Annotated in this window: 18 protein-coding genes and 1 pseudogene; 13 read left to right on the top strand and 6 right to left on the bottom strand. The window is 72.9% G+C overall.

The features are described from left to right. The first annotated feature begins 6 nt into the window (after positions 1–6). Both AC1UE4_RS07675 and AC1UE4_RS07680 read left to right on the top strand, forming a co-directional pair. Positions 7–1,536, top strand: a complete 1,530-nt coding sequence (locus tag AC1UE4_RS07675; RefSeq protein ID WP_482916634.1) for a hypothetical protein — start codon at positions 7–9, stop codon at positions 1,534–1,536. Next, complete coding sequence (locus AC1UE4_RS07680) at positions 1,533–2,489, top strand: phosphotriesterase family protein (RefSeq protein WP_482916635.1); 957 nt, start codon at positions 1,533–1,535, stop codon at positions 2,487–2,489. The genes AC1UE4_RS07675 and AC1UE4_RS07680 overlap by 4 nt, the downstream gene beginning before the upstream one ends. A 25-nt stretch (positions 2,490–2,514) precedes the next feature. Here the strand turns inward: AC1UE4_RS07680 and AC1UE4_RS07685 are convergent, their stop codons facing one another. The 3 genes from AC1UE4_RS07685 to AC1UE4_RS07695 form a co-directional block, all read right to left on the bottom strand. Further along, positions 2,515–2,892: a hypothetical protein gene (locus AC1UE4_RS07685; protein WP_482916636.1), complete on the bottom strand. Its 378-nt coding sequence runs from the start codon at positions 2,890–2,892 to the stop codon at positions 2,515–2,517. An 87-nt stretch (positions 2,893–2,979) separates the two neighbouring features. Further along, positions 2,980–3,735, bottom strand: a complete 756-nt coding sequence (locus tag AC1UE4_RS07690) for a polysaccharide deacetylase family protein (RefSeq protein WP_482916637.1) — start codon at positions 3,733–3,735, stop codon at positions 2,980–2,982. Beyond that, positions 3,732–4,745, bottom strand: a complete 1,014-nt coding sequence (locus AC1UE4_RS07695; RefSeq protein WP_482916638.1) for an SGNH hydrolase domain-containing protein — start codon at positions 4,743–4,745, stop codon at positions 3,732–3,734. The genes AC1UE4_RS07690 and AC1UE4_RS07695 overlap by 4 nt, the downstream gene beginning before the upstream one ends. A 94-nt stretch (positions 4,746–4,839) precedes the next feature. Between AC1UE4_RS07695 and AC1UE4_RS07700 the strand changes: the two genes are divergently transcribed. Next, positions 4,840–5,058, top strand: coding sequence for an STAS domain-containing protein (locus AC1UE4_RS07700; protein ID WP_482916639.1), 219 nt, complete (start codon positions 4,840–4,842; stop codon positions 5,056–5,058). 24 nt (positions 5,059–5,082) lie between these two features. Then, positions 5,083–5,691, top strand: coding sequence for a disulfide oxidoreductase (locus AC1UE4_RS07705; RefSeq protein WP_482916640.1), 609 nt, complete (start codon positions 5,083–5,085; stop codon positions 5,689–5,691). On the opposite strand, the gene AC1UE4_RS07710 is transcribed toward AC1UE4_RS07705, so the two are convergent. Further along, entirely contained in the window at positions 5,606–6,829 is a 1,224-nt protein-coding gene (locus AC1UE4_RS07710) for a saccharopine dehydrogenase family protein (RefSeq protein WP_482916641.1), read from the bottom strand. The genes AC1UE4_RS07705 and AC1UE4_RS07710 overlap by 86 nt on opposite strands. A 58-nt stretch (positions 6,830–6,887) precedes the next feature. On the opposite strand from AC1UE4_RS07710, the gene nudC reads away from it, so the two are divergent. Beyond that, positions 6,888–7,748, top strand: a complete 861-nt coding sequence (nudC, locus tag AC1UE4_RS07715; RefSeq protein ID WP_482916642.1) for an NAD(+) diphosphatase — start codon at positions 6,888–6,890, stop codon at positions 7,746–7,748. 82 nt (positions 7,749–7,830) lie between these two features. Here nudC and AC1UE4_RS07720 read toward each other — a convergent pair whose 3' ends face one another. Beyond that, complete coding sequence (locus AC1UE4_RS07720; RefSeq protein ID WP_482918216.1) at positions 7,831–8,673, bottom strand: 1-acyl-sn-glycerol-3-phosphate acyltransferase; 843 nt, start codon at positions 8,671–8,673, stop codon at positions 7,831–7,833. A gap of 82 nt (positions 8,674–8,755) precedes the next feature. Between AC1UE4_RS07720 and AC1UE4_RS07725 the strand changes: the two genes are divergently transcribed. From AC1UE4_RS07725 to AC1UE4_RS07760, 8 genes and pseudogenes are all read left to right on the top strand, one after another. Then, on the top strand, positions 8,756–9,862 hold the full coding sequence (locus tag AC1UE4_RS07725) for an alcohol dehydrogenase catalytic domain-containing protein (protein ID WP_482916643.1): 1,107 nt from the start codon (positions 8,756–8,758) through the stop codon (positions 9,860–9,862). Between the two features lie 207 nt (positions 9,863–10,069). Continuing rightward, positions 10,070–12,025, top strand: coding sequence for an ATP-dependent Clp protease ATP-binding subunit (locus AC1UE4_RS07730; protein ID WP_482916644.1), 1,956 nt, complete (start codon positions 10,070–10,072; stop codon positions 12,023–12,025). Between the two features lie 202 nt (positions 12,026–12,227). Next, positions 12,228–13,115 (top strand): TerC family protein, encoded by an 888-nt coding sequence (locus AC1UE4_RS07735; protein WP_482916645.1) that lies wholly within the window; start codon positions 12,228–12,230, stop codon positions 13,113–13,115. A 164-nt stretch (positions 13,116–13,279) separates the two neighbouring features. After that, a pseudogene (locus tag AC1UE4_RS07740) lies at positions 13,280–13,474 on the top strand (type IV toxin-antitoxin system AbiEi family antitoxin domain-containing protein); the annotation flags it as partial. A 54-nt stretch (positions 13,475–13,528) separates the two neighbouring features. After that, a complete protein-coding gene (locus AC1UE4_RS07745) occupies positions 13,529–14,188 on the top strand; it encodes an endonuclease domain-containing protein (RefSeq protein WP_482918217.1) in 660 nt (219 codons plus the stop codon). Between the two features lie 78 nt (positions 14,189–14,266). Then, positions 14,267–15,802 carry an acyl-CoA carboxylase subunit beta gene (locus AC1UE4_RS07750; protein ID WP_482918218.1) on the top strand — a complete coding sequence of 512 codons (1,536 nt, stop codon included), beginning with the start codon at positions 14,267–14,269 and terminating at the stop codon, positions 15,800–15,802. Next, entirely contained in the window at positions 15,799–17,880 is a 2,082-nt protein-coding gene (locus AC1UE4_RS07755; protein WP_482916646.1) for an acetyl/propionyl/methylcrotonyl-CoA carboxylase subunit alpha, read from the top strand. The genes AC1UE4_RS07750 and AC1UE4_RS07755 overlap by 4 nt, the downstream gene beginning before the upstream one ends. Before the next feature lie 10 nt (positions 17,881–17,890). Further along, positions 17,891–18,373, top strand: coding sequence for a hypothetical protein (locus AC1UE4_RS07760; RefSeq protein WP_482916647.1), 483 nt, complete (start codon positions 17,891–17,893; stop codon positions 18,371–18,373). A 6-nt stretch (positions 18,374–18,379) separates the two neighbouring features. On the opposite strand, the gene AC1UE4_RS07765 is transcribed toward AC1UE4_RS07760, so the two are convergent. After that, positions 18,380–19,348, bottom strand: a complete 969-nt coding sequence (locus AC1UE4_RS07765; protein WP_482916648.1) for a transglycosylase family protein — start codon at positions 19,346–19,348, stop codon at positions 18,380–18,382. Positions 19,349–19,411: the final 63 nt, after the last annotated feature.

A 19,411-nucleotide genomic window follows, 5' to 3' on the forward strand; every position in this document is an offset into this window, starting at 1 on the left:
GCCCCCATGCAGCCGCGCACGCTCGACCTCCCGCCCGTCCCCGGCGACTTCGACCTGCCCGCCGACGACACGCCGGACCTCGCGGCCTACGCGCGGGAGCGGGGGCTGACGCACACGCACGAGGCGCTGCTGCCGGCGTGGACGCCGACGCTGCGCAGCGGGCTCGGCCTCGGCGCGCACCGCTCGACGCGCGACACGCCGGGCGCGGGCTTCTTCGACAGCCTCACGCTCGAGCGGCCGCGCAAGCGCCCCGAGCGCCGCACGGCCCACATCTGCCACGGCACGCTGCCCGGCGGCGCGGTCGGCCTGGTCGCGCACCACGTCCACCTGCGCCAGAGCACCGACTCCGACGGCCACGTCCACTGGTCCGCGTACCCGGAGACCGTCACGGTGGCCGACCTGATGGACGCCGGCCGCGCGGTGTCCGAGCTGCGCGCCGGCAAGGCGGGCGAGACGAAGGCGCTGATGACCATCGGCCGTCAGAAGGAGTCGAGCGACCCGCGCGTGACGATGGTCGCTCCGCCGGTCACGGTGGAGGAGCGCGACGGCTTCCGCTGGCGCTTCACCCCGGCCGAGGACGAGCGGACCGTCGCGGCGATCGTCGATGCCGCCACGCCGCTGCTGCCGGCGGTCCACCCCGACGTCGACATCGAGATCGAGCACGGCTTCCTCTGCGTCGCGGTGCCCGGCGCGCTCGCCGACCCCGCGCAGCTCGACGCGCTCTGCCGCCTCGCCTCGGCGATCGTCGCGGCCATGCAGACGTCGGCCGCCCGGTTCCCGCTGCTCGACCCGGCCGTCACCGCCGGCCCGCCCGAGCCGACCGCGCGCCGCCGCTGGATCGACGACGGCGTCGCGACGGTCGAGTGGAAGGAGCCGCCCGCCGACTTCCCGGCCGCCGTCGAGGCGTACCGCAAGGTCAACCGCGGCCGCGGCCGCCGCGTCGGCTGGACGATCGCCTTCGTCACGTTCCTCGTCCTGCTCGCCGGGCTGGCGGGCGGGCTGTACGTCGCGGACCGGCTCGGCCTCGTCTACGGCGGCGTGATCACCGCGGTCTTCGGACTGTGGTGCGCGTGGAAGCTCCTGTGGGGCATGGTCCGCGCGGGCGGCGAGATGAGCGCGGACGAGCGCGACCAGCGCGCGTACCCGTGGGCGCTCACCGCCTACGTGCGCGGGTACGCGTCGACGCGCGGGCTCGAGCTCGAGGACCAGGACGCGCTGCGCCGCCGGTTCGTCAGCCCGATCCGCGGCCGCGCGACGACCGCGATGCACGGCCTGCTCGACGCCGGCGTCCCCGGCCACCTCGCCTACTGGACCGAGCCGCGCGAGGACGGCACCTCGACGCTGTGGGCGATCGCGATCGTCGCCGCCCCGGCGAAGCTCGGCGAGGTCGCCGCGCCCTACGTGGCCGCGATCACCGGCGGGCTGCTCGTCGTCGCCGTCGAGGTCGATCCGGCGCGTCGCGGCCCCGCGGACTTCGACGGCGTCGCGGCCACGGCGGTGTCGCTGACGCGCGGTGCGTACGATCGCGCCGCATGAGGGTCAACACCGTTCAGGGTCCGATCGACGCCGGAGACCTCGGCACCACGCTCATCCACGAGCACGTCCGCTTCCGCGACGAGGCCGTCGCCGAGAACTGGCCCGGCCGCTACGACGCCGAAGGCGAGATGGCGACCGCGGTCGAGGCCGTCGAGGCGGCGAAGGAGCGCGGGGTGCGGACCATCGTCGACCCGACCGCGATGTTCGGCGGCCGCGACGTGACCTTCATGCGCGGCGTGGCGGAGCGCACCGGCGTGCAGATCGTCCCCTGCACCGGCATCTACACGTACGACTACCTCCCCCACTACTTCGAGAACCGCGACGCCGACCTCATCGCCCAGCACTTCGTCGACGACATCGAGCAGGGCATCCAGGGGACGGACATCAAGGCGGCGTTCCTCAAGTGCGCGGCCGACGCGCCCGGCCTGACGGAGAACGTCGAGAAGGTCCATCGCGCGTGCGCGCGCGCGTCGCTGCAGACCGGCGCGCCGATCATGGCCCACTCGATGCCCGCGGTGGGAACGGGCCCGAAGCAGGTCGACCTCTTCCTCGAGGAGGGCGTCGCGCCGGAGAAGATCCAGATCGCGCACACGGGCGACAGCCCGGACGTCGAGTACGCGCAGGCGCTGCTCGACCGCGGGGTCTACGTCGGGCTCGACCGGTACGGGCTCGACATGTACCTGCCGTTCGCGCAGCGCAACGAGGTCACGGCCGAGCTGCTGCGCCGCGGCCACGCCGAGCGCATCTTCCTCGGCCAGGACTACTGCGCGACCATCGACTGGTTCCCCGAGGAGGCGGTGGCCCAGATCGAGGCGTCGGGCGCGATCTACAACTGGAGCATGACGCTCGTGTTCGACGAGGTCGTGCCCTTCCTGCGGGAGCAGGGCGTCCTCGACGACGCGTCGTTCAAGACGGTCTTCGAGGACAACGCGGCGAGGTGGCTCGGGCGCTGAGCGCCCGAGCCGGCCTCCCCGGCGCTCAGATGTTCTGCTGGTACGTGTAGACGACCTTCTTGCTGCCGTTGCGGCAGGTGACGCGCGAGTTGATCTCGGTGGGGATCGAGTTGCGGTTCTCGCTGCACTTGTAGCCGAGGACGCGCGAGCGGCAGTAGCCCTTCTTGCCGTTCTTCACGCGGCAGCGGTAGTGCGCGAGCGTGACGCGCTTGCCGGTCGTGCAGCCGACGCCCGTGACCTTCAGCGAGGTGAAGTAGCCGTTGCCGGGGTACTTCGGCGGGGTGCAGGACTTCGTCGCGGCGAAGGCCTTCGGGCTCGAAGCACCAGCGGTCGCGGAAGCGATGGCGGCGACGGCGGCCAGGGAGGCCAGGGCGGCCAGGAAGATCAGGCGGAAACGAGTCATCGTTCTCTCCGGTCGGGGACGGCGGACGAGGCTAACAAGGCCCTGAGACACGTCCGGGGGCTCGAAGTTCCGGTCCGGTGCGGCGTTTCACAGCGACTGCAGGCGGCGGACGAGGTCGCTGCCGCGCAGGCGCTCGGTGACGATGACGCGCGGCAGGGCGAACCGGCCCGAGCGGCGGGACGCGGCGGCCCGCTTCGTGGTCGTCGCGCCGAGGTAGCCCGCGGCCTCGACGGCCCGCACGACCCGGCGGTCGTAGTGGCCGAACGGGTAGCAGAAGAACCGGGCGGCGACGCCGAACGCGCGGCGCAGCACGCGGCGCGAGCCGGCCACCTCCTCGCGCAGCTGGCGCGCGCTCACCTTCGTCAGGTCCGGGTGGGTGACGCTGTGCGGGTCGATCTCCCAGCCGGCGCGGATGAGCGTCCGCACGTCCGCGCGGCTGACGCCGCCCTCGACGCCGATCCGGTTCGTCTGGAGGTTCAGCACGCCCGGCCAGCGCTGCTCGCGCAGGACGGGCAGCGCCTCGGTGACCTGCTCCGCGTAGCCGTCGTCGAAGCTGACGATCACCGGCTTGGGCGGCAGCGCGCGCCCGCGCGTCCACGCGGCCCACGCCCGCTCGAGCGTCACGGCGTGGTAGCCGGCCTCCTCGAGGCCGCGCATCTGCCCGGCGAAGACCGACGGCCGCACCCACAGCGCGGGGCTGCTCGCGTCGGCCGGAGCCTCGGCGATGTGGTGGTAGAGCAGGATCGGGACACGGGCGTCGCGCGGCGATGCCGCCGTCGCGGTGGAGGGCGCCCCCGCGAGCGCGGCGCCGAGCGCCGCGGCGAGGAGGGCCGCCCGGATCATCCCGCCGGTGTGCCGGGGTCGCCGCCGGGCGACGTGTCCGGATCGGTCCAGCTCTGCAGCAGACCCTCGACGTCGCGCAGCAGGTACGGCCCCAGCGTCGTGGCGTAGACCTGCGTCATGTGGTCGATGTCCTTGTGGACGAGGGCGCCGCCGATGACGGGGAAGCACATCCGGTCGCTGCAGAAGAAGTCGGTGAGGTCGACGACCTGCACCTGCGGGTCGTTCACGGTCTTGGCCGCGAGCACCTGGGCGTCGCGCTTGGCCGCGAAGCTGCGCGGGACCGCGCAGGCCGTGGCGGCGCGCTTCTTCGCGCGGATCGCGTTCTCGACGCACGGCATCGTGTTCGCCGTCGCCCGCGGCGTGTCGTGGATGACGACCACGTGCTTGACCGAGTCCGGCAGCGACTTCCACTCCCGCGCGTAGCCGGCGATCTTCTCCTTCCACGGGTCCTTGCCCTTGCGGACCTTGACCCGCACCCCGGCGCTCGCCGAGGTGAAGATGGTCGAGATCTCCGGATGGGCGCGGAGGTAGCGCTCGACCTCGGGCTTCCACGCCGCGCACTGCTTGTCGAGCGGCTTCGGGATGTTCGTGACCGACTTCGTGAACGGGCAGCCCGCGCGCGTCATCGAGACGCCGGCCCACTTGCGCTGCTGCACCACGGTCTCGAGCGTGGCGCGCAGATGGGCGGCGTGGCTGTCGCCGATGAGCGCGACCGTGCGCGTCGCCTCGGCGGGATCGACGCCGAACCCGCACGCGTAGAGGTACTTGCCGGCCTTCTCGAGCTTGCACGGCGAGTTCGGCTCGAGCACCGCATCCTCGGGCTGCGGAATGACCTTCATCCGCAGCTTCTTGTTGTTGCAGGGGTTCTGCGGGTCCCGCGCGGCGGCGCCGAAGCACGGCTCGTCGGGGATCTCGGACGAGCGGCCGTAGCCCTGGGCGAACGCGGCGGCGCAGAGGACGAGGAGCGCGGTGAGCGCGGCGATCAGGAGTTTCAGACGGTGACGGGCCATGACGCGGGCACGAGTGTAGGGAGGGCGACGGACCGTCCAGACACGCGCGAAGGCCCGAGGTTGCGGTGTCGGCGATCGGGTAGCGGAGATCGCGATGACCCCTTTCGACATCGACGTGGAGCACCGAGACGGCGTGGTCGTCGTCAAGCCGACCGGCGAGCTGGACGGCGCGACGGCCCCGCTGCTCGACGACATCCTCGAGGACCTGGTCGAGCGCGGAGCGACCGCGCGCCTGGACTTCAGCGCCGTCGAGAGCATCGACGAGGACGCCGTCCGGCCCGTCCTCGCCGCGCACGGCGTGCCGTTCCCTTAGGTCCCATCACTACGGTGTCGCGCCGTGAGCAAGGCGGACGTCACCGACACGGTCTCGACGATCCTCGCGGTGCTGGCGATCCTGCTGCAGGTCGTGCTCGCCGTCCTGCTGGTCGTCGCGATCGCGGCGCTGTTCTCCGCGCGCGCCCGCGCGTTGCTCGCGGAGGCGCGCGACACGCTGCTCGGATCCGAGCTGTGGGTCGCCTGGGCCGTCGCGGCGGTCGCCACCGCCGGCAGCCTCTTCTTCTCCGAGTACGCCGACTTCATCCCGTGCCGGCTGTGCTGGTTCCAGCGGATCGCGATGTACCCGCTCGCCGTGCTGCTGCTGATGGCGGCGGTCCGGCGCGACGCCCGCGGCGGCGCGCTCTACGCGCTGCCGATCGCCGTGATCGGCGGCTGCGTCTCGATCTACCACATCTACATCGAGTACCACCCCGAGGCGGAGTCGGCCGGCTGCAAGGTCGGCGGCGGGTCCTGCGCAGTCAAGTGGATCGACGAGTTCGGCTACGTGACGATCCCCGTCCTCGCGCTGACCGCGTTCGCGGCGATCATCGCGCTGTCGGTGATGGTGCTCTCCCGGACCCGTTCCCGCTCGGCGACGCCCCCTGCGGGCGAGCCCCTTCCAGCACGGTGAACGTGATCCCGGCGGCCTGCAGCCGCGCGAGCAGCGCGTCGCCCATCGCGTGCGCCGTCGTGACCTGCCCCGCCGTCGCCGGCAGGTCGTCGGTCGCCAGGCAGAGCGCGGACTCGGCGAGCATCTTCGACGTCTCGCCATAGCCGGGGTCGCCGCCCGCGACCTCCGTCACGACGCGCTCTCCCCCGCCCTCGCCGACGAAGCGGACCTTGAACCAGCTCTTCTCGCGCTGCTCCGGCGACGGGCCGTCGCCCGAGGTCATGCGGCCGAGGAGCAGGTTGCGCGTCGGCGGCAGCTGGGCGAGCGCGAACAGCGTCGAGACGCCGCCGACGAGCCCGACGGCGGCGGGCAGGTGCTTGATCGCGACGTAGTGGCCGTAGGAGAAGTCGGGGCCGTAGCGGTCCAGCGCGGCGGCGGAGCGCTTGATCACCTGCGGGTCGATCGTCGGCATCGGCAGAGCCCACGCGTCGACCGCTTCCTCGTGGTACGGCGTCGCCTTGACCGAGCGGATCCTGCGGTCCGCGGGGCGCTGCTCGCGGCCCTTGCGCTCCTTCGCCGCGGCGGCGCCCTGGCGCACGCGCGAGAACGCGCCGATCGCGGAGTGGAACGTGCCCGCCGACGGCTTGCCGCCCGCGCGCACGAAGCCCTTGACCGTGAGCGGGACGCCCTCCGGCAGCTGCTGCACCGTGAAGTACGCGCCGAGGTCATGCGGGATCGAGTCGAACCCGCACGCGTGGACGATGCGCGCGCCGGTCCGCACGGCGGTGTCGTGGTGCTCGACGTACATGCGATCGACGAACTCCGGCTCCCCCGTGATGTCGGCGTAGTCGGTTCCCTCCGCCGCGCAGGCCGCGACGAGCGGCGCACCGTGCTGCAGGTAGGGGCCGACCGTCGTCGCGACGACACGCGACGAGGACGCGACGTCGCGCAGCGACGCCTCGTCGGTGACGTCCGCGCGCAGCAGCGGGACGTCGGCGCCGAGCCGGTCGCGGAGGCGCTCGAGCTTCTGCATGCTGCGCCCCGCGAAGGCCCACCGCACCCCCTCGGGGGCGTTCGCCGCCAGGTACTCGGCCGTCAGCCCGCCGGTGAAGCCGGTCGCGCCGAAGAGGACGATGTCGTGCTCGCGCTGGTCGGACATCCAAGGATCATCGCGCTCCGGGCGCGTTCGTGCGGCGCCCACTTGCCATGCTCCGCTGGTGCTGCAGACCTTCGCCGGAGCCGTCGTCGACCGCATCAGCGACCGCCGGACCGACGATGCGTGGGTGGCCGAGCGGGTGCGGGACCCGGCCAGCCGCGCGGTCGTCGCGGGGCGCCGCGGCGTGCTGCTCGACGCAGACGACGGGAGCAGGCTGGCGCGCGTACCGATGGATCCCGAGGCGGTCGAGCCCGTGCTGCTCGGCATCGAGGACGGCGGCGCGCTCTTCGCGATCGAGGCGGCGGACGACGCCGAGCTCACCGACCTGCGCACCGCCGCGGCCGGCCTCGCGCAGGACGAGGGCGGCCTGGCCGCGTACGCGTCGGCGCTGCGCAACTGGCACCGCTCCCACCAGCACTGCGCGCGGTGCGGCACGCGGACGGCGCCCGAGCAGGCCGGCCACATCCGCGCGTGCCCGAACTGCGGCGCGCACCACTACCCGCGCACCGACCCCGTCGTGATCATGCTCGTCGAGGACGGCGACGACCGCGTGCTGCTCGGCCGCCAGCCGTCGTGGCCGGCGAACCGCTGGTCGGCGCTCGCCGGGTTCGTCGAGCAGGGCGAGTCGCTCGAGGAGGCGGTCGCACGCGAGGTGCGCGAGGAGGCCGGCGTCGAGGTCACGGACGTGCGCTACCTCGCCTCGCAGCCGTGGCCGTTCCCGGCGCAGCTCATGCTGGGGTTCATCGCCCGCCACGCGAGCGGCGAGGCCCGCGCCGTCGACGAGGAGATGGAGGAGGTGCGGTGGTTCACCCGCGCCGAGCTCGAGGACGCCGTCGCCGAGCGCGGCGAGGTCGGCGTGCCGCCGCGGCTGGCGATCGCGCGGCATCTGATCGAGCACTGGCTGGGTACGCCGCCGCGATGACCACGCACGGGAGGCACGCGAGGACCTCCCGGCTCATCAGCGACGAGGAGCGGGAGCTGCTCGGCGCGCAGCCCGTGACCGGCTAGCCGACGAGCGGCAGGGTGCGCTCGTCGGCGAGGTCCGACAGCGTGCCTTGCATCTCGCCGGTGATCGCCTCGTAGACCTCGTCGTGGTCGGCGTCCTCGCCGAAGCGCTCGACGGGGTCGATCGGGTCCATCACCTCGAGCGTGATCTTCGCCGGCAGCGGCAGCCGGCCCGGCAGGTCGAGCACGGTCAGGCCGAACGGCGGCGCGACGCTGACGGGCAGCACCTTGATCCGCGCGAAGCGATCGAGACCGAACGCCCGCGCGGCGCGCTGGCCGCGCGTGAGGAAGAGCGCCGTCTCCTGGCCGCCGATCGAGACGACGGGGACGATCGGGACGCGCTCCTCGAGCGCCAGCCGGACCCAGCCCTTGCGCCCGCCGAAGTCGATGCGGTCCGAGTGCCAGGTGGGGCGGAACGTCTCGTAGTCGCCGCCGGGGTAGACGAGCACGGGCGCTCCGCGCTTGAACGCCGCGCGCGCGTTGTCGTGGTTGGCGGCCAGCGTGCCGTATCGGCGGATGCCCGTGCCCGGCACCCGCACCGCGACGTCGTGGGCCAGCTGGTGGAAGCGCCGGTCCGGCCCGAAGCGCGCGTAGAACTCGCACGCGAAGATGAACGTGTCGACGATGACCGTGCCGCCCGAGTGGTTGCCGACGAGCAGCGCGGGGCCGTCGGGCAGCCGTTCGAGCCCGCGCACCTCGCTGCGGAAGTACGCCGAGAACGCGGGCCGCAGCAGCGGCAGCGTCGCGCGGATGTAGTCGGGGTCCCAGGCGTCGAGGTCGTCGCCGCCCGGGATGCCGTCGGTCGCCAGCGAGGTCCAGTCGCCGAGCGTGTTGCGACCCATCGCGAGCAGCGCGTCGAGTGGCTGCATGCCACTCGCTTCCCCGGCGGAAGTTCGGTGGAAACGGTCTGACAGGATCGCGCGCATGCAGATGCGCGCCGCAGTGCTCGAGGAGTTCGGTCAGCCGCTCGTCGTCCAGGACGTCGAGCTCCAGGATCCCCGGCCGGGCGAGGTCCTCGTGCGGTTGGTCGCCTGCGGCGTCTGCCACACCGACATGTACACGGCGTCCGGCGCGGACCCGTCCGGCTACGCCCCCGCGGTGCTCGGCCACGAGGGCGCGGGCGTCGTCGAGAAGATCGGCGAGGGCGTGCGCGACGTCGCGGTCGGCGACCACGTGGTGACGCTCTTCTCGCCGCAGTGCCGCGAGTGCGTGCACTGCCGCGACGACCGGACGAACCTCTGCATGGCGATCCGCGCCGAGCAGAACCTCGGCCACCTCCCCGACGGCACGGTCAGGCTGTCGCGCGGCGGCGAGGACATCCGGCACTTCATGGGGACGAGCACGTTCGCGGAGTACACGGTCATGCCGGAGATCGCGCTGGCGAAGGTGTCGCCCGACGCGCCGCTCGACCGGGCGTGCCTGTTCGCCTGCGGCCTGTCGACCGGGCTCGGCGCGGCGATGTTCACCGCGAAGGTCCAGCCGGGGTCGACGTGCGTCGTCTTCGGCGCGGGCATGGTCGGCCTCGGCGCCGTCGCCGGCTGCCGCCTGTCGGGCGCCGAGCGCGTCATCTGCGTCGACCTGTCGGAGGAGCGGCTGGAGCTCGCGCGCGGGCAGGGGGCGACCGACACGTGGGTCGCCGGCGCGGACACCGTGCAGCGCGTGCTCGACGAGACGGGCGGCTTCGGCGCGGACTACACGTTCGAGGCCACCGGCCTCGTCGACGTCATGCGCCAGGCCGTCGAGGCGGCCCGCATGGGCTGGGGCCTCTGCACCGTCGCCGGTGTGGCCGGCAAGGGCGAGACGCTCGACATCGTCCCCCGCTTCCTCATCACCGGCCGCCGCGTCTGCGGGTCGTCGTTCGGCGGCGTGAAGGGCCGCGACCAGGTGCCCCAGCTCGTGCAGCGCTACCTCGACGGCGACATCGACGTCGACCCGTTCATCTCGCACCGGATCACGCTCGACGAGGTCAACCGCGGGTTTGAGCTGATGGAGGCCCAGGACGGCATCCGCAGTGTGATCGAGTTCACGTAGTACCCCCACCGGGTACCTTCGCGGGACGCTATTATCTCAGTCCGTCTCACTGAGATCTTTCTTCCCGACCGAGGACCCATCTTGACTCCCTACGACTCCTTCGACGCCCCGCCCTGCGCGGTGTGCGGGCAACGGCCCGGCGCGGTGCAGGTCGTGGGACCCGGCGGCCGTGCCGGCGCGGTCTGCGAGCCCTGCGCGCGCCGCCTCATGGCCCAGCAGCGCGGCGGCGTGGCCGCCGAGCAGCAGCCGTCGTCCTCTTCGAAGACGCCGGCGCTCGACGAGTTCGGCCGTGACCTCACCTCCGAGGCCCTCGAGGGCCGCATCGACCCCGTGATCGGGCGCGAGCTCGAGATCGAGCAGACGATCGAGATCCTCGCCCGCCGGCGCAAGAACAACGCCGTCCTCATCGGCGAGGCCGGCGTCGGCAAGACCGCGATCGCGGAGGGCCTCGCCCTGCGCATCGCGAATGGCGAGGTGCCCGACGCGCTCCAGGGCGCCCGGCTCGTCGCCCTCGACTTGGCCGGCATGGTCGCCGGCGCCCAGTACCGCGGGCAGTTCGAGCAGCGCCTCAAGGCGGCGCTGCAGGAGGTCGCCGACTCCGAGGGCCGCATCGTGCTCTTCGTCGACGAGCTCCACACGATCCTCGGCGCGGGCAACGCCGAGGGCGCGATGGACGCTGCGAACATGCTCAAGCCGCTGCTCGCCCGCGGCGAGCTGCGGATGATCGGCGCGACGACGCTGGCCGAGTACCGGCGCGTCGAGCGCGACGGCGCCCTGGCGCGGCGCTTCTCCCCCGTGACGGTGGAGGAGCCGAGCGTCGAGGACACCGTCGAGATCCTCCGCGGCCTCCGTGCCGGCTACGAGGACCACCACGGCATCGCGATCACCGACGAGGCGCTCGTCGCCGCGGCGCGCCTCAGCGACCGCTACGTCACCGAGTACCACCTGCCCGACAAGGCGATCGACCTGATCGACCAGGCGGCGGCCAAGCTGCGCCTGCGCGGCGCCGGCGCGGTCGAGCAGCTCGAGGCGGAGAAGCAGGCCGCGATCGACGCGGAGGACTACGAGGCCGCCGCACGGATCAAGGCGCGGATCGACGCGCTGGGTGCGGATGAGGCTCCGGCCGCGACCGAGGTGACCGAGCGCGACGTCGCCGCGGTCATCGCCACGCGCACCGGGATCCCGGTGGGTGAGCTGGTGGCCGGCGAGCTCGAGCGGCTCGCCGCCCTGGAGGACGCGCTGCACGAGCGGCTCGTCGGCCAGGACGAGGCCGTCGAGGTCGTCGCCGACACCATCCGGCGCGCCCGCGTGGGCCTGTCGGAGGGCGACCGCCCGCTCGGCTCGTTCCTCTTCCTCGGCCCAACGGGCGTCGGCAAGACCGAGCTCGTCAAGGCGCTGGCGGAGCGGCTGTTCGCCACGGAGAAGGCGCTGGTCCGCATCGACATGTCCGAGTACCGCGAGCCGCACACGGTCGCGCGGCTCATCGGCTCGCCGCCCGGCTACGTCGGATACGGCGACGGCGGCCAGCTCACCGAGCCGGTCCGGCGCCGCCCGTACAGCGTCGTGCTGCTCGACGAGATCGAGAAGGCGCACCCCGAGGTGTGGAACGTGCTGCTGCAGGTCATGGACGACGGGCGGCTGACCGACGGCGAGGGCCGCACGGTCGACTTCACCAACGCGGTGATCGTCATGACGTCGAACCTCGGCGCCGGCAATGCGAAGCGGTCGGTGGGCTTCACGGCCCCGGAGCAGGGCGCGTCGCCGGACGGCGAGCGCATGCTCGCGGCGGCGAAGAGCGCGTTCCTCCCCGAGTTCCTCAACCGGATCGACGAGATCGTCACGTTCCGCGCGCTCGCGCCCGCGGAGGTCGAGCGGATCGCCCGGCTGATGGTCAACCGCGTCGGCGCGCGGCTGCTCGTCGAGCGCGGCGTGACGCTCGAGGTCGACGACGCGCTCGTCAGCCGGCTCGCACGGGAGGGCTTCGACGAGGAGTACGGCGCCCGCCCGCTGCAGCGCCACCTCCGCCGCACGCTAGAGAAGGAGCTGACGCGGGCGATCCTCGACGGCCGGCTCGCCGAGGGCACGACCGTCCGGGCGACCGACGCCGACGGCGCGATCGCCCTCGAGGTCGCCGAGCCCGCCCACCTCGCCCTCGCCGCCTAGCCCCAACCCGCGCCTCTCCGCCCGTCCGGCGGAGGGGCGCGGCGTCGTCTTCGCCCGCTAAGCTTCGCGGCGAAGGGAAGTACCCCGACGGCCGGTTCCCGTCAGCACGGCGCCTCTTGGCGCCCGGGTCCGGCGGCGTCGCTTGCGGCGCGGAGAAACCTTCGACTGATCGTGGTCCGACCAGCCGAAGGGAGATCGTCCGTTGCCGTCGTTCATGGAGTCCGGAGCCAGCGCATGGCTCGTCCTCATCGCCATCGTCCTCGCGTTGTTCCTGTTCGACCTGTGGCGGTCGTTCCGGGTGCGCACGCCGCCATCGACCCGCAACGCGGTCATCTGGAGCGTCGGCTGGTTCGCCGTCGGCCTCGCGTTCACCGCGTACGTCTGGGCGGTCCAGGGCTCGGGCGACGGCGCCGACTACCTCGCGGGCTTCCTCGTCGAGAAGTCGCTCTCCCTCGACAACGTCTTCGTCTTCTTCGTGATCTTCGGCGCCCTCGCGCTGCCCGACCACCAGCGCGGGCCGGCGCTGGCGTTCGGCGTGATCCTCGCCCTGGTTCTGCGCGCGATCGCGATCGTCATCGGCGCCGCCGCGCTCGAGCGCTTCGCGTGGCTCGCGTGGGTGTTCGCCGCGGTGTTGATCTGGACCGGCTGGCGCCTGTGGACGTCGCGCAACGAGCACGACGACGGCAAGGCGCTCGTCACGAAGCTGCAGAAGTGGCTGCCGCTGAGCGGCATCGCGTTGGCGCTGGTCGCCGTCGCCGTCGCGGATCTGCTGTTCGCCGTCGACTCCGTGCCCGCGATCCTCGCGATCACCACCGACACCTACGTCGTCTGGGCGGCGAACGCGTTCGCTCTGCTGGGCATGCGGCCGCTGTTCTTCTTCGTCTCGGACCTGGTCGAGCGGTTCTGGGCGTTGAAGGCGGGGCTCGCCGTCCTGCTGATCTTCATCGGGCTGAAGATGGCGTGGGCCGAGATCTTCGGCAAGGTCGGCCCCGAGTACTCGCTTCCGATCATGGTCGCGATCCTCGGTGGGTCGGTGGCTTGGTCCGTGTTGCGGGCGCCCCCGGCTCGCCATGCGCCGGCTGTGTCCTGAGTACGTCGTTCGTTCGCGGTCTGCCGCGGCGTCTCGGCGCAGTTCTGTGACGTCTACTGCGCGACGAGGGGGAGGTTCTCTGGTTCGCTCGCGTGGTGTCCCCGGACCGATCGTTTCGTGCACCGTCTCCTTCCGCCGCGGGGTCGGTGCACGTTCCTTTCGATATGCGAAAGGAACGTGCACGCGTCGTCGTCGCGGGGGTCGCGGTGCACGTTCCTTTCGGTGTTGAGGGAGCCGCCTGGATCGCCGCTCGGCAACGCGGTCTCGTCACCACGCCGCAGCTCGTCGCCATCGGATTCGCCTACCCCGCGGTCACTCGGCGAGTCCAAGCGGGACGGCTCCACCCGGTTCATCGCGGCGTCTACGCCGTGGGGCACCCCGTTCTCGCGCCTCTCGCACGTGAGCTGGCGGCGGTGCTCGCGACCGGGGACGGCGCGGTCGTCTCCCATCGCTCCGCCCTCAAGACGTGGGGCCTCCTCCGCTACGACGGCCCCGTCGAGGTGATCATCGAGGGACGGGGGCGCCGATCCCGCCCGGGCATCGTCGTCCACCGAACCGGATCCATCCCCGCCGCGGACGTCCGCACCCTGGAACGAGTCCTCCCCCTCGTTGCCCCTGGCCGAGCCCTCGACGACGCGGCGCTGTTCCTCCCTCCGCGCGACCTCGAGCGCGCGGTGAACGAGGCGCTGGTGCTCAAGAAGGTCACCGAGCAGGAGCTGAGAACAAGGCCGCGGCTGAAGCACCTCGTCGACGACGGGCCGAGGATCACCCGCAGCGAAGCCGAACGCCGGCTCATAGACCTCATCAAGAGCAGCGGCCTCCCGCGGCCGGAGACGAACGTGACGATGGGCAACTACGAAGTCGACGTCCTGTGGCGAGAGGAACGCACGATCGTCAAGGTCGACGGGTTCGCGTTCCACAGCACGCGCCAGGCGTTCGAACGGGACCGCAGGAAGGACGCCTGGCTGCAGACCCGCGGCTACGTGGTGATCCGCATCAGCTGGCGGCAGCTCGTCGAGGAGCCGCACACGGTGCTGGTGACGCTCGCGCAGGTGCTCGCCCGCGCCGCGTGATTGCATGCGCGGCCCGTGCCGACCCTGCGGACCACGTTCGACCCGTCATCCGATGCCGCCCGCGCGAACGCGGAGGCGATGGAGCAGCGCCTGCGCGAGCTCGAGGAGCTGCTCGACCAGGCGCGCGGCGGCGGCGGCGAGCGGTACGTCGAGCGGCATCGCAAGCGCGGCAAGCTGCTCCCCCGCGAGCGGATCGAGCTGCTGCTCGACCGCGACTCGGCGTTCCTCGAGCTGATGCCGTTCGTCGGCGCCGGCACGAGCTACCACGTCGGCGGCTCGATGGTCTGCGGCATCGGCGTCGTCGAGGGCGTCGAGTGCATGGTCAGCGCGAACGACCCGACGGTCCGCGGCGGGACGAGCAACCCGTACACGCTGCGCAAGGCGCTGCGGGCGATGCAGATCGCGCTCGAGAACCGGCTGCCGTTCATCAACCTCGTCGAGTCCGGCGGCGCGGACCTCCCGACGCAGGCCGAGCTGTTCATCCCCGGCGGCCAGATGTTCCGCGACCTCACGCGGATGTCGGCGGCGGACATCCCGACGATCGCGCTCGTGTTCGGCAACTCGACCGCCGGCGGGGCGTACATCCCGGGCATGTGCGACTACACGGTCTTCGTGCAGGACCGCGCGAAGGTGTTCCTCGGCGGCCCGCCGCTCGTGAAGATGGCGACGGGCGAGGAGTCCGACGAGGAGGAGCTCGGCGGCGCGGAGATGCACTCGCGCGTCTCCGGACTCAGCGACGAGCTGGCCGTCGACGAGGAGGACGCGCTGCGGCGCGGGCGCGAGATCGTCCGCCGCCTGAACTGGCGCAAGCGTGGCCCCGGTCCGACCGAGCCGGCCGTGCCGCCGCTCGCCGACCCCGAGGAGCTCGTCGCGATCGCCAGCGCCGACCTCAAGGTCCCGTTCGACACGCGCGAGGTGCTCGCGCGGATCCTCGACGGGTCGGTCTACGACGAGTTCAAGCCGCTGTACGGCACGGCGCTGTCGACCGGCTGGGGATCGATCCACGGCTTCCCCGTGGGCGTGCTCGCCAACGTTCGCGGGATCCTCTTCAGCGAGGAGGCGCAGAAGGCGGCGCAGTTCATCCAGCTCGCCAACCAGAAGGACGTGCCGCTGCTCTTCGTCCACAACACGACCGGGTTCATGGTCGGCAAGGACTACGAGCAGGGCGGGATCATCAAGGACGGCGCGAAGATGATCAACGCGGTCTCGAACTCGCGGGTGCCGCACCTCGGGCTGATCATCGGCGGCTCGTACGGCGCCGCGAACTACGCGATGGCCGGCCGCGCGTACGCGCCGCGCTTCCTCTTCTCGTGGCCGAGCGCGACGTCCGCCGTGATGGGCCCGCAGCAGCTCGCGGGCGTGCTCGACATCGTCGCGCGCGCGGCCGCCGCGGCGCGCGGGCAGGAGTTCGACGAGGCGGCGGGCGAGCAGATGCGCACCGCCGTCGAGACGCAGATCGAGAGCGAGGCGACGGCGATCGCGAACTCGTCGCGCGGCTACGACGACGGGATCATCGACCCGCGCGACTCGCGGACCGTGCTGGGGCTCGCGCTGTCGGTCGTGCACACCTCCGAGGTGGAGGGCGCCGAGGGCTTCGGCGTGTTCCGGATGTGATCCGGCGCGTCCTCGTCGCCAACCGCGGGGAGATCGCGCGGCGCGTCTTCTCGACGTGCCGCCGGCTCGGCATCGCGACCGCCGCCGTGTACTCCGAGCCGGACGCCGGCGCGCCCTTCGTGCGCGAGGCCGACGTGGCGGTCGCGCTCGGCGGCGCGACGCCCGCGGAGTCGTACCTGCGCGGCGACGCGGTGATCGAGGCGGCGAAGCGCTGCGGCGCCGACGCGATCCACCCCGGCTACGGGTTCCTCGCGGAGAACGCGGCGTTCGCGCAGGCCGTGATCGACGCCGGGCTGACGTGGATCGGTCCGTCTCCCGAGGCGATCGCGGCGATGGGATCGAAGACCGAGGCGCGCGACCGGATGGAGCGCGCCGGCGTCCCCGTGCTCCCCGGCCGGCACCTCTCCGCCCCACGCCTTCCATCCGCCTCCTCACCACCGTCTCCCTCCGCCTCCGCCGCACCCCCTTCATCCGCCTCCTCACCACCGGATCCCTCGGCCTCCGCCCCACCGGACCCCTCCGGCCTCGAGGAGGCCGGCCAGGAGGTCGGCTTCCCCCTCCTCGTCAAGGCCTCCGCCGGCGGCGGGGGCAAGGGGATGCGCCTCGTCGAATCGCCCGGCGATCTCGCTGCCGCCGTCGAGTCGGCGCGGCGGGAGGCGGCGTCCGCGTTCGGCGACGACACCGTGTTCCTCGAGCGGTTCGCCCCGCGCGCGCGGCACGTCGAGATCCAGATCGTCGGCGACACGCACGGCCGCGTCATCGCGCTGCACGAGCGCGACTGCTCGGTGCAGCGCCGCCACCAGAAGGTCATCGAGGAGGCGCCGTCGCCCGCGGTCGACGCCGACCTGCGCGCGCGGATGAGCGAGGCGGCCGTCGCGGCGGGCGAGGCGCTCCGCTACGTCGGCGCGGGTACGGTCGAGTTCCTGCTCACCGCCGAGGGGGAGTTCTTCTTCCTCGAGGTCAACACGCGCCTGCAGGTCGAGCATCCGGTGACCGAGCTCGTCTGTGGCGTCGACCTCCTCGAGCTGCAGCTGCGCGTCGCGGAGGGCGGCGCGCTGCCGGACCCGCCGCAGTTGAACGGACACGCGATCGAGGCGCGGCTCTACGCCGAGGACGCCGCGAACGACTTCCTGCCGCAGACCGGCACGCTGACCCGCTTCCGGCTCGGCGAGGGCGTGCGCGTCGACACGGGCGTCGAGGACGGCTCGGTCATCAGCCCGTACTACGACCCGATGATCGCGAAGGTCGTCGCGCACGGGGCGACGCGCGCCGAAGCGGCGCGGCGGCTCGCCGACGCGCTCGCGCGGGCCGAGCTGCACGGCACGGTCACCAACCGCGACTTCCTCGTCCGGGTGCTGCGCCATGAGGAGTTCCTCGGCGGCGCGGCCGACACGTCGTTCCTCGAGCGCCATGACCCGGCGGAACTCGCCGCGCCGCTCGTCGGCGAGGACGCCCGGCGCCTCGCCGCCGCGGCCGCCGCGCTCGCCGGGCAGGCCGCGCGCCGCGCCGGGGCGACCGCGCAGGCGTCGCTGCCGAGCGGCTGGCGCAACGTCCCCTCCCAGCTGCAGCGCGTGGCGTTCGAGGGCGTCGAGGTCGGCTACCGCTTCGCGCGCGACGGGTCGCTCGCGGTGCTCGAGATCGATGGCGAGCGGGTCGACGACGCCCGGCTGCACGCGTGCACGCCGGATGAGGTCGACCTCGAGGTGGGCGGCGTGCGCCGCCGCTACCGCATCGCAACCGCCCCATCCGGAAGCTCGTCGCCCGCTGGCAGCGTCGCGTGGTGGGTCAACACCGACGAAGGCCAGGCCGATCTCGCGGAGCAGCCGCGCTTCACCGATCCGTCGGCCGCCGCGCAGGCGGGCTCGCTCGCCTCCCCCATGCCCGGTTCGGTCGTGCGCGTGCTCGTCGAGGAGGGCGCGGACGTCTCCGCCGGCCAGCCGCTGCTCGTGCTCGAGGCGATGAAGATGGAGCACGAGATCGTCGCGCCCGCCGACGGGACGCTCGCCGAGCTGCGGGTCGGCGAGGGCACCCAGGTCGAGGCGGGCGCGGTGCTCGCCGTCGTCCAGGGCGACGAGTAGCGTCGCGCCCATGCGCTCCCGCCCCCTGGTCGCCGTGACGACGGCGGCCTTCGCCCTCACCGCCGCGCCCGCCGGCGCCGTCATCGTCCCGCAGCAGAGCATCAAGGGCATCCGGCTCGGCCTCACGCAGACCGGCGTCCGCTCGGCAGCCGGCAAGCCGACGCGGATCCGCACGATCGACCACCCGATCATGGGCCGCGTGCTCGAGTGGTCCTACGGCAAGACGACGGTGACGTTCAACGGGCGCACGAGCGACGCGCGCGTCATCACGCTCTCGACGACGAGCCCGATGGAGCGGACCGCGGCCGGCATCGGCATCGGCTCGACGCGCGCCGCGGTGAAGGCGAAGGTCAAGGGCGTCAAGTGCGAGAACGAGTCGGGCTTCCGCCACTGCTGGGTCGGCAGGTTCCTCGCGGGCCGGATCGTCACCGACTTCCGGCTGTCGAGCCGCAACCGCGTGACGCGCGTCGTCGTCGGCCGCGTGATCGACTAGGACCGTCTAGCCGTTGACGATCGCGGTGCAGTCCCAGGAGTCGGCGCCGTCGTTCGCCCAGATGCGCGCGGCGACCGCGTCCTGCTCGGCCTTCGGGCGCAGGTAGGCCGCGGGGCCCTTGCCGCCGGAGCGCTGCCAGGTCTCCGGGATGATCTGGTAGTAGCCCGACGCCCCCGCCCAGTTCGGCGGCAGGTTCTGCCCGCCGGACTCGCACTGCACGATCTCCCACGGGATCGCCCACGGCCCGCTTGATGCGCCCCCACCCGCCCCGCCGCCCGCGGCGGGGACGCTCGCGGCGCGTGCGATCGCGCGCTCGACCTCGCGCAGCTTCGACCTCAGCCGGCTCTTGCGGCCGCGCACCGACGACAGCGCGGCGGCCCGCGCGGCGCGGATGCGGTCGAGCATCGCCTTGCGCGATGCGACGGCGGCGCGCATGCTCGCCAGCGCGTTGCGCCGCGCGCGGAGCCCTTCGACGATGCGGCGCTGGCGCGTTTCGGCGACCGTCAGGCGCTTCGTCTCGCGCGCCGCGTCGCCGCGGGCGTTCCGCACGACGATGAGGATGTTCTCGTCGGCGTGCTGGATGCGCCGCAGGAAGTTCGCGCGCTCGAGCAGGTCGGAGAAGCTGTGCGCCCCGAGCACGACGCTGAGCGCATCGATGTCCGATGCCTTGTACCGCGTGACGAGCCGCCCCGCGAGCACGCGGCGCACCTCCGCCAGGCGGGAACGGAGCCGGGCGAGCCGCCGGCGCTCGGCATCCAGGTCGGCCTGCAGGCGGCCGAGCTGCGCCTCGTCGCGGGCGAGGTCGGACTGGACCTCGGCCACCCTTCGCTCGAGCACGGTGAGCTGGCGCTGCGTGCGCTCCGCGAGCCCGCCGAGCCGGGCGACCTGCGCGCTCAGCGACTGCTCCTGGCGCTCGGCGCCGGCGATCTGGTCACGCAGCCGACCGGGGTCCGCGGCGAGCACCGGCAGGCTCACGCACACGGCGCAGACCACCGCGATGCATGCGACCAGGGGAAGACGGCGACGGACGCGCAAGGA

It is taken from the genome of Parviterribacter kavangonensis, assembly GCF_056863335.1.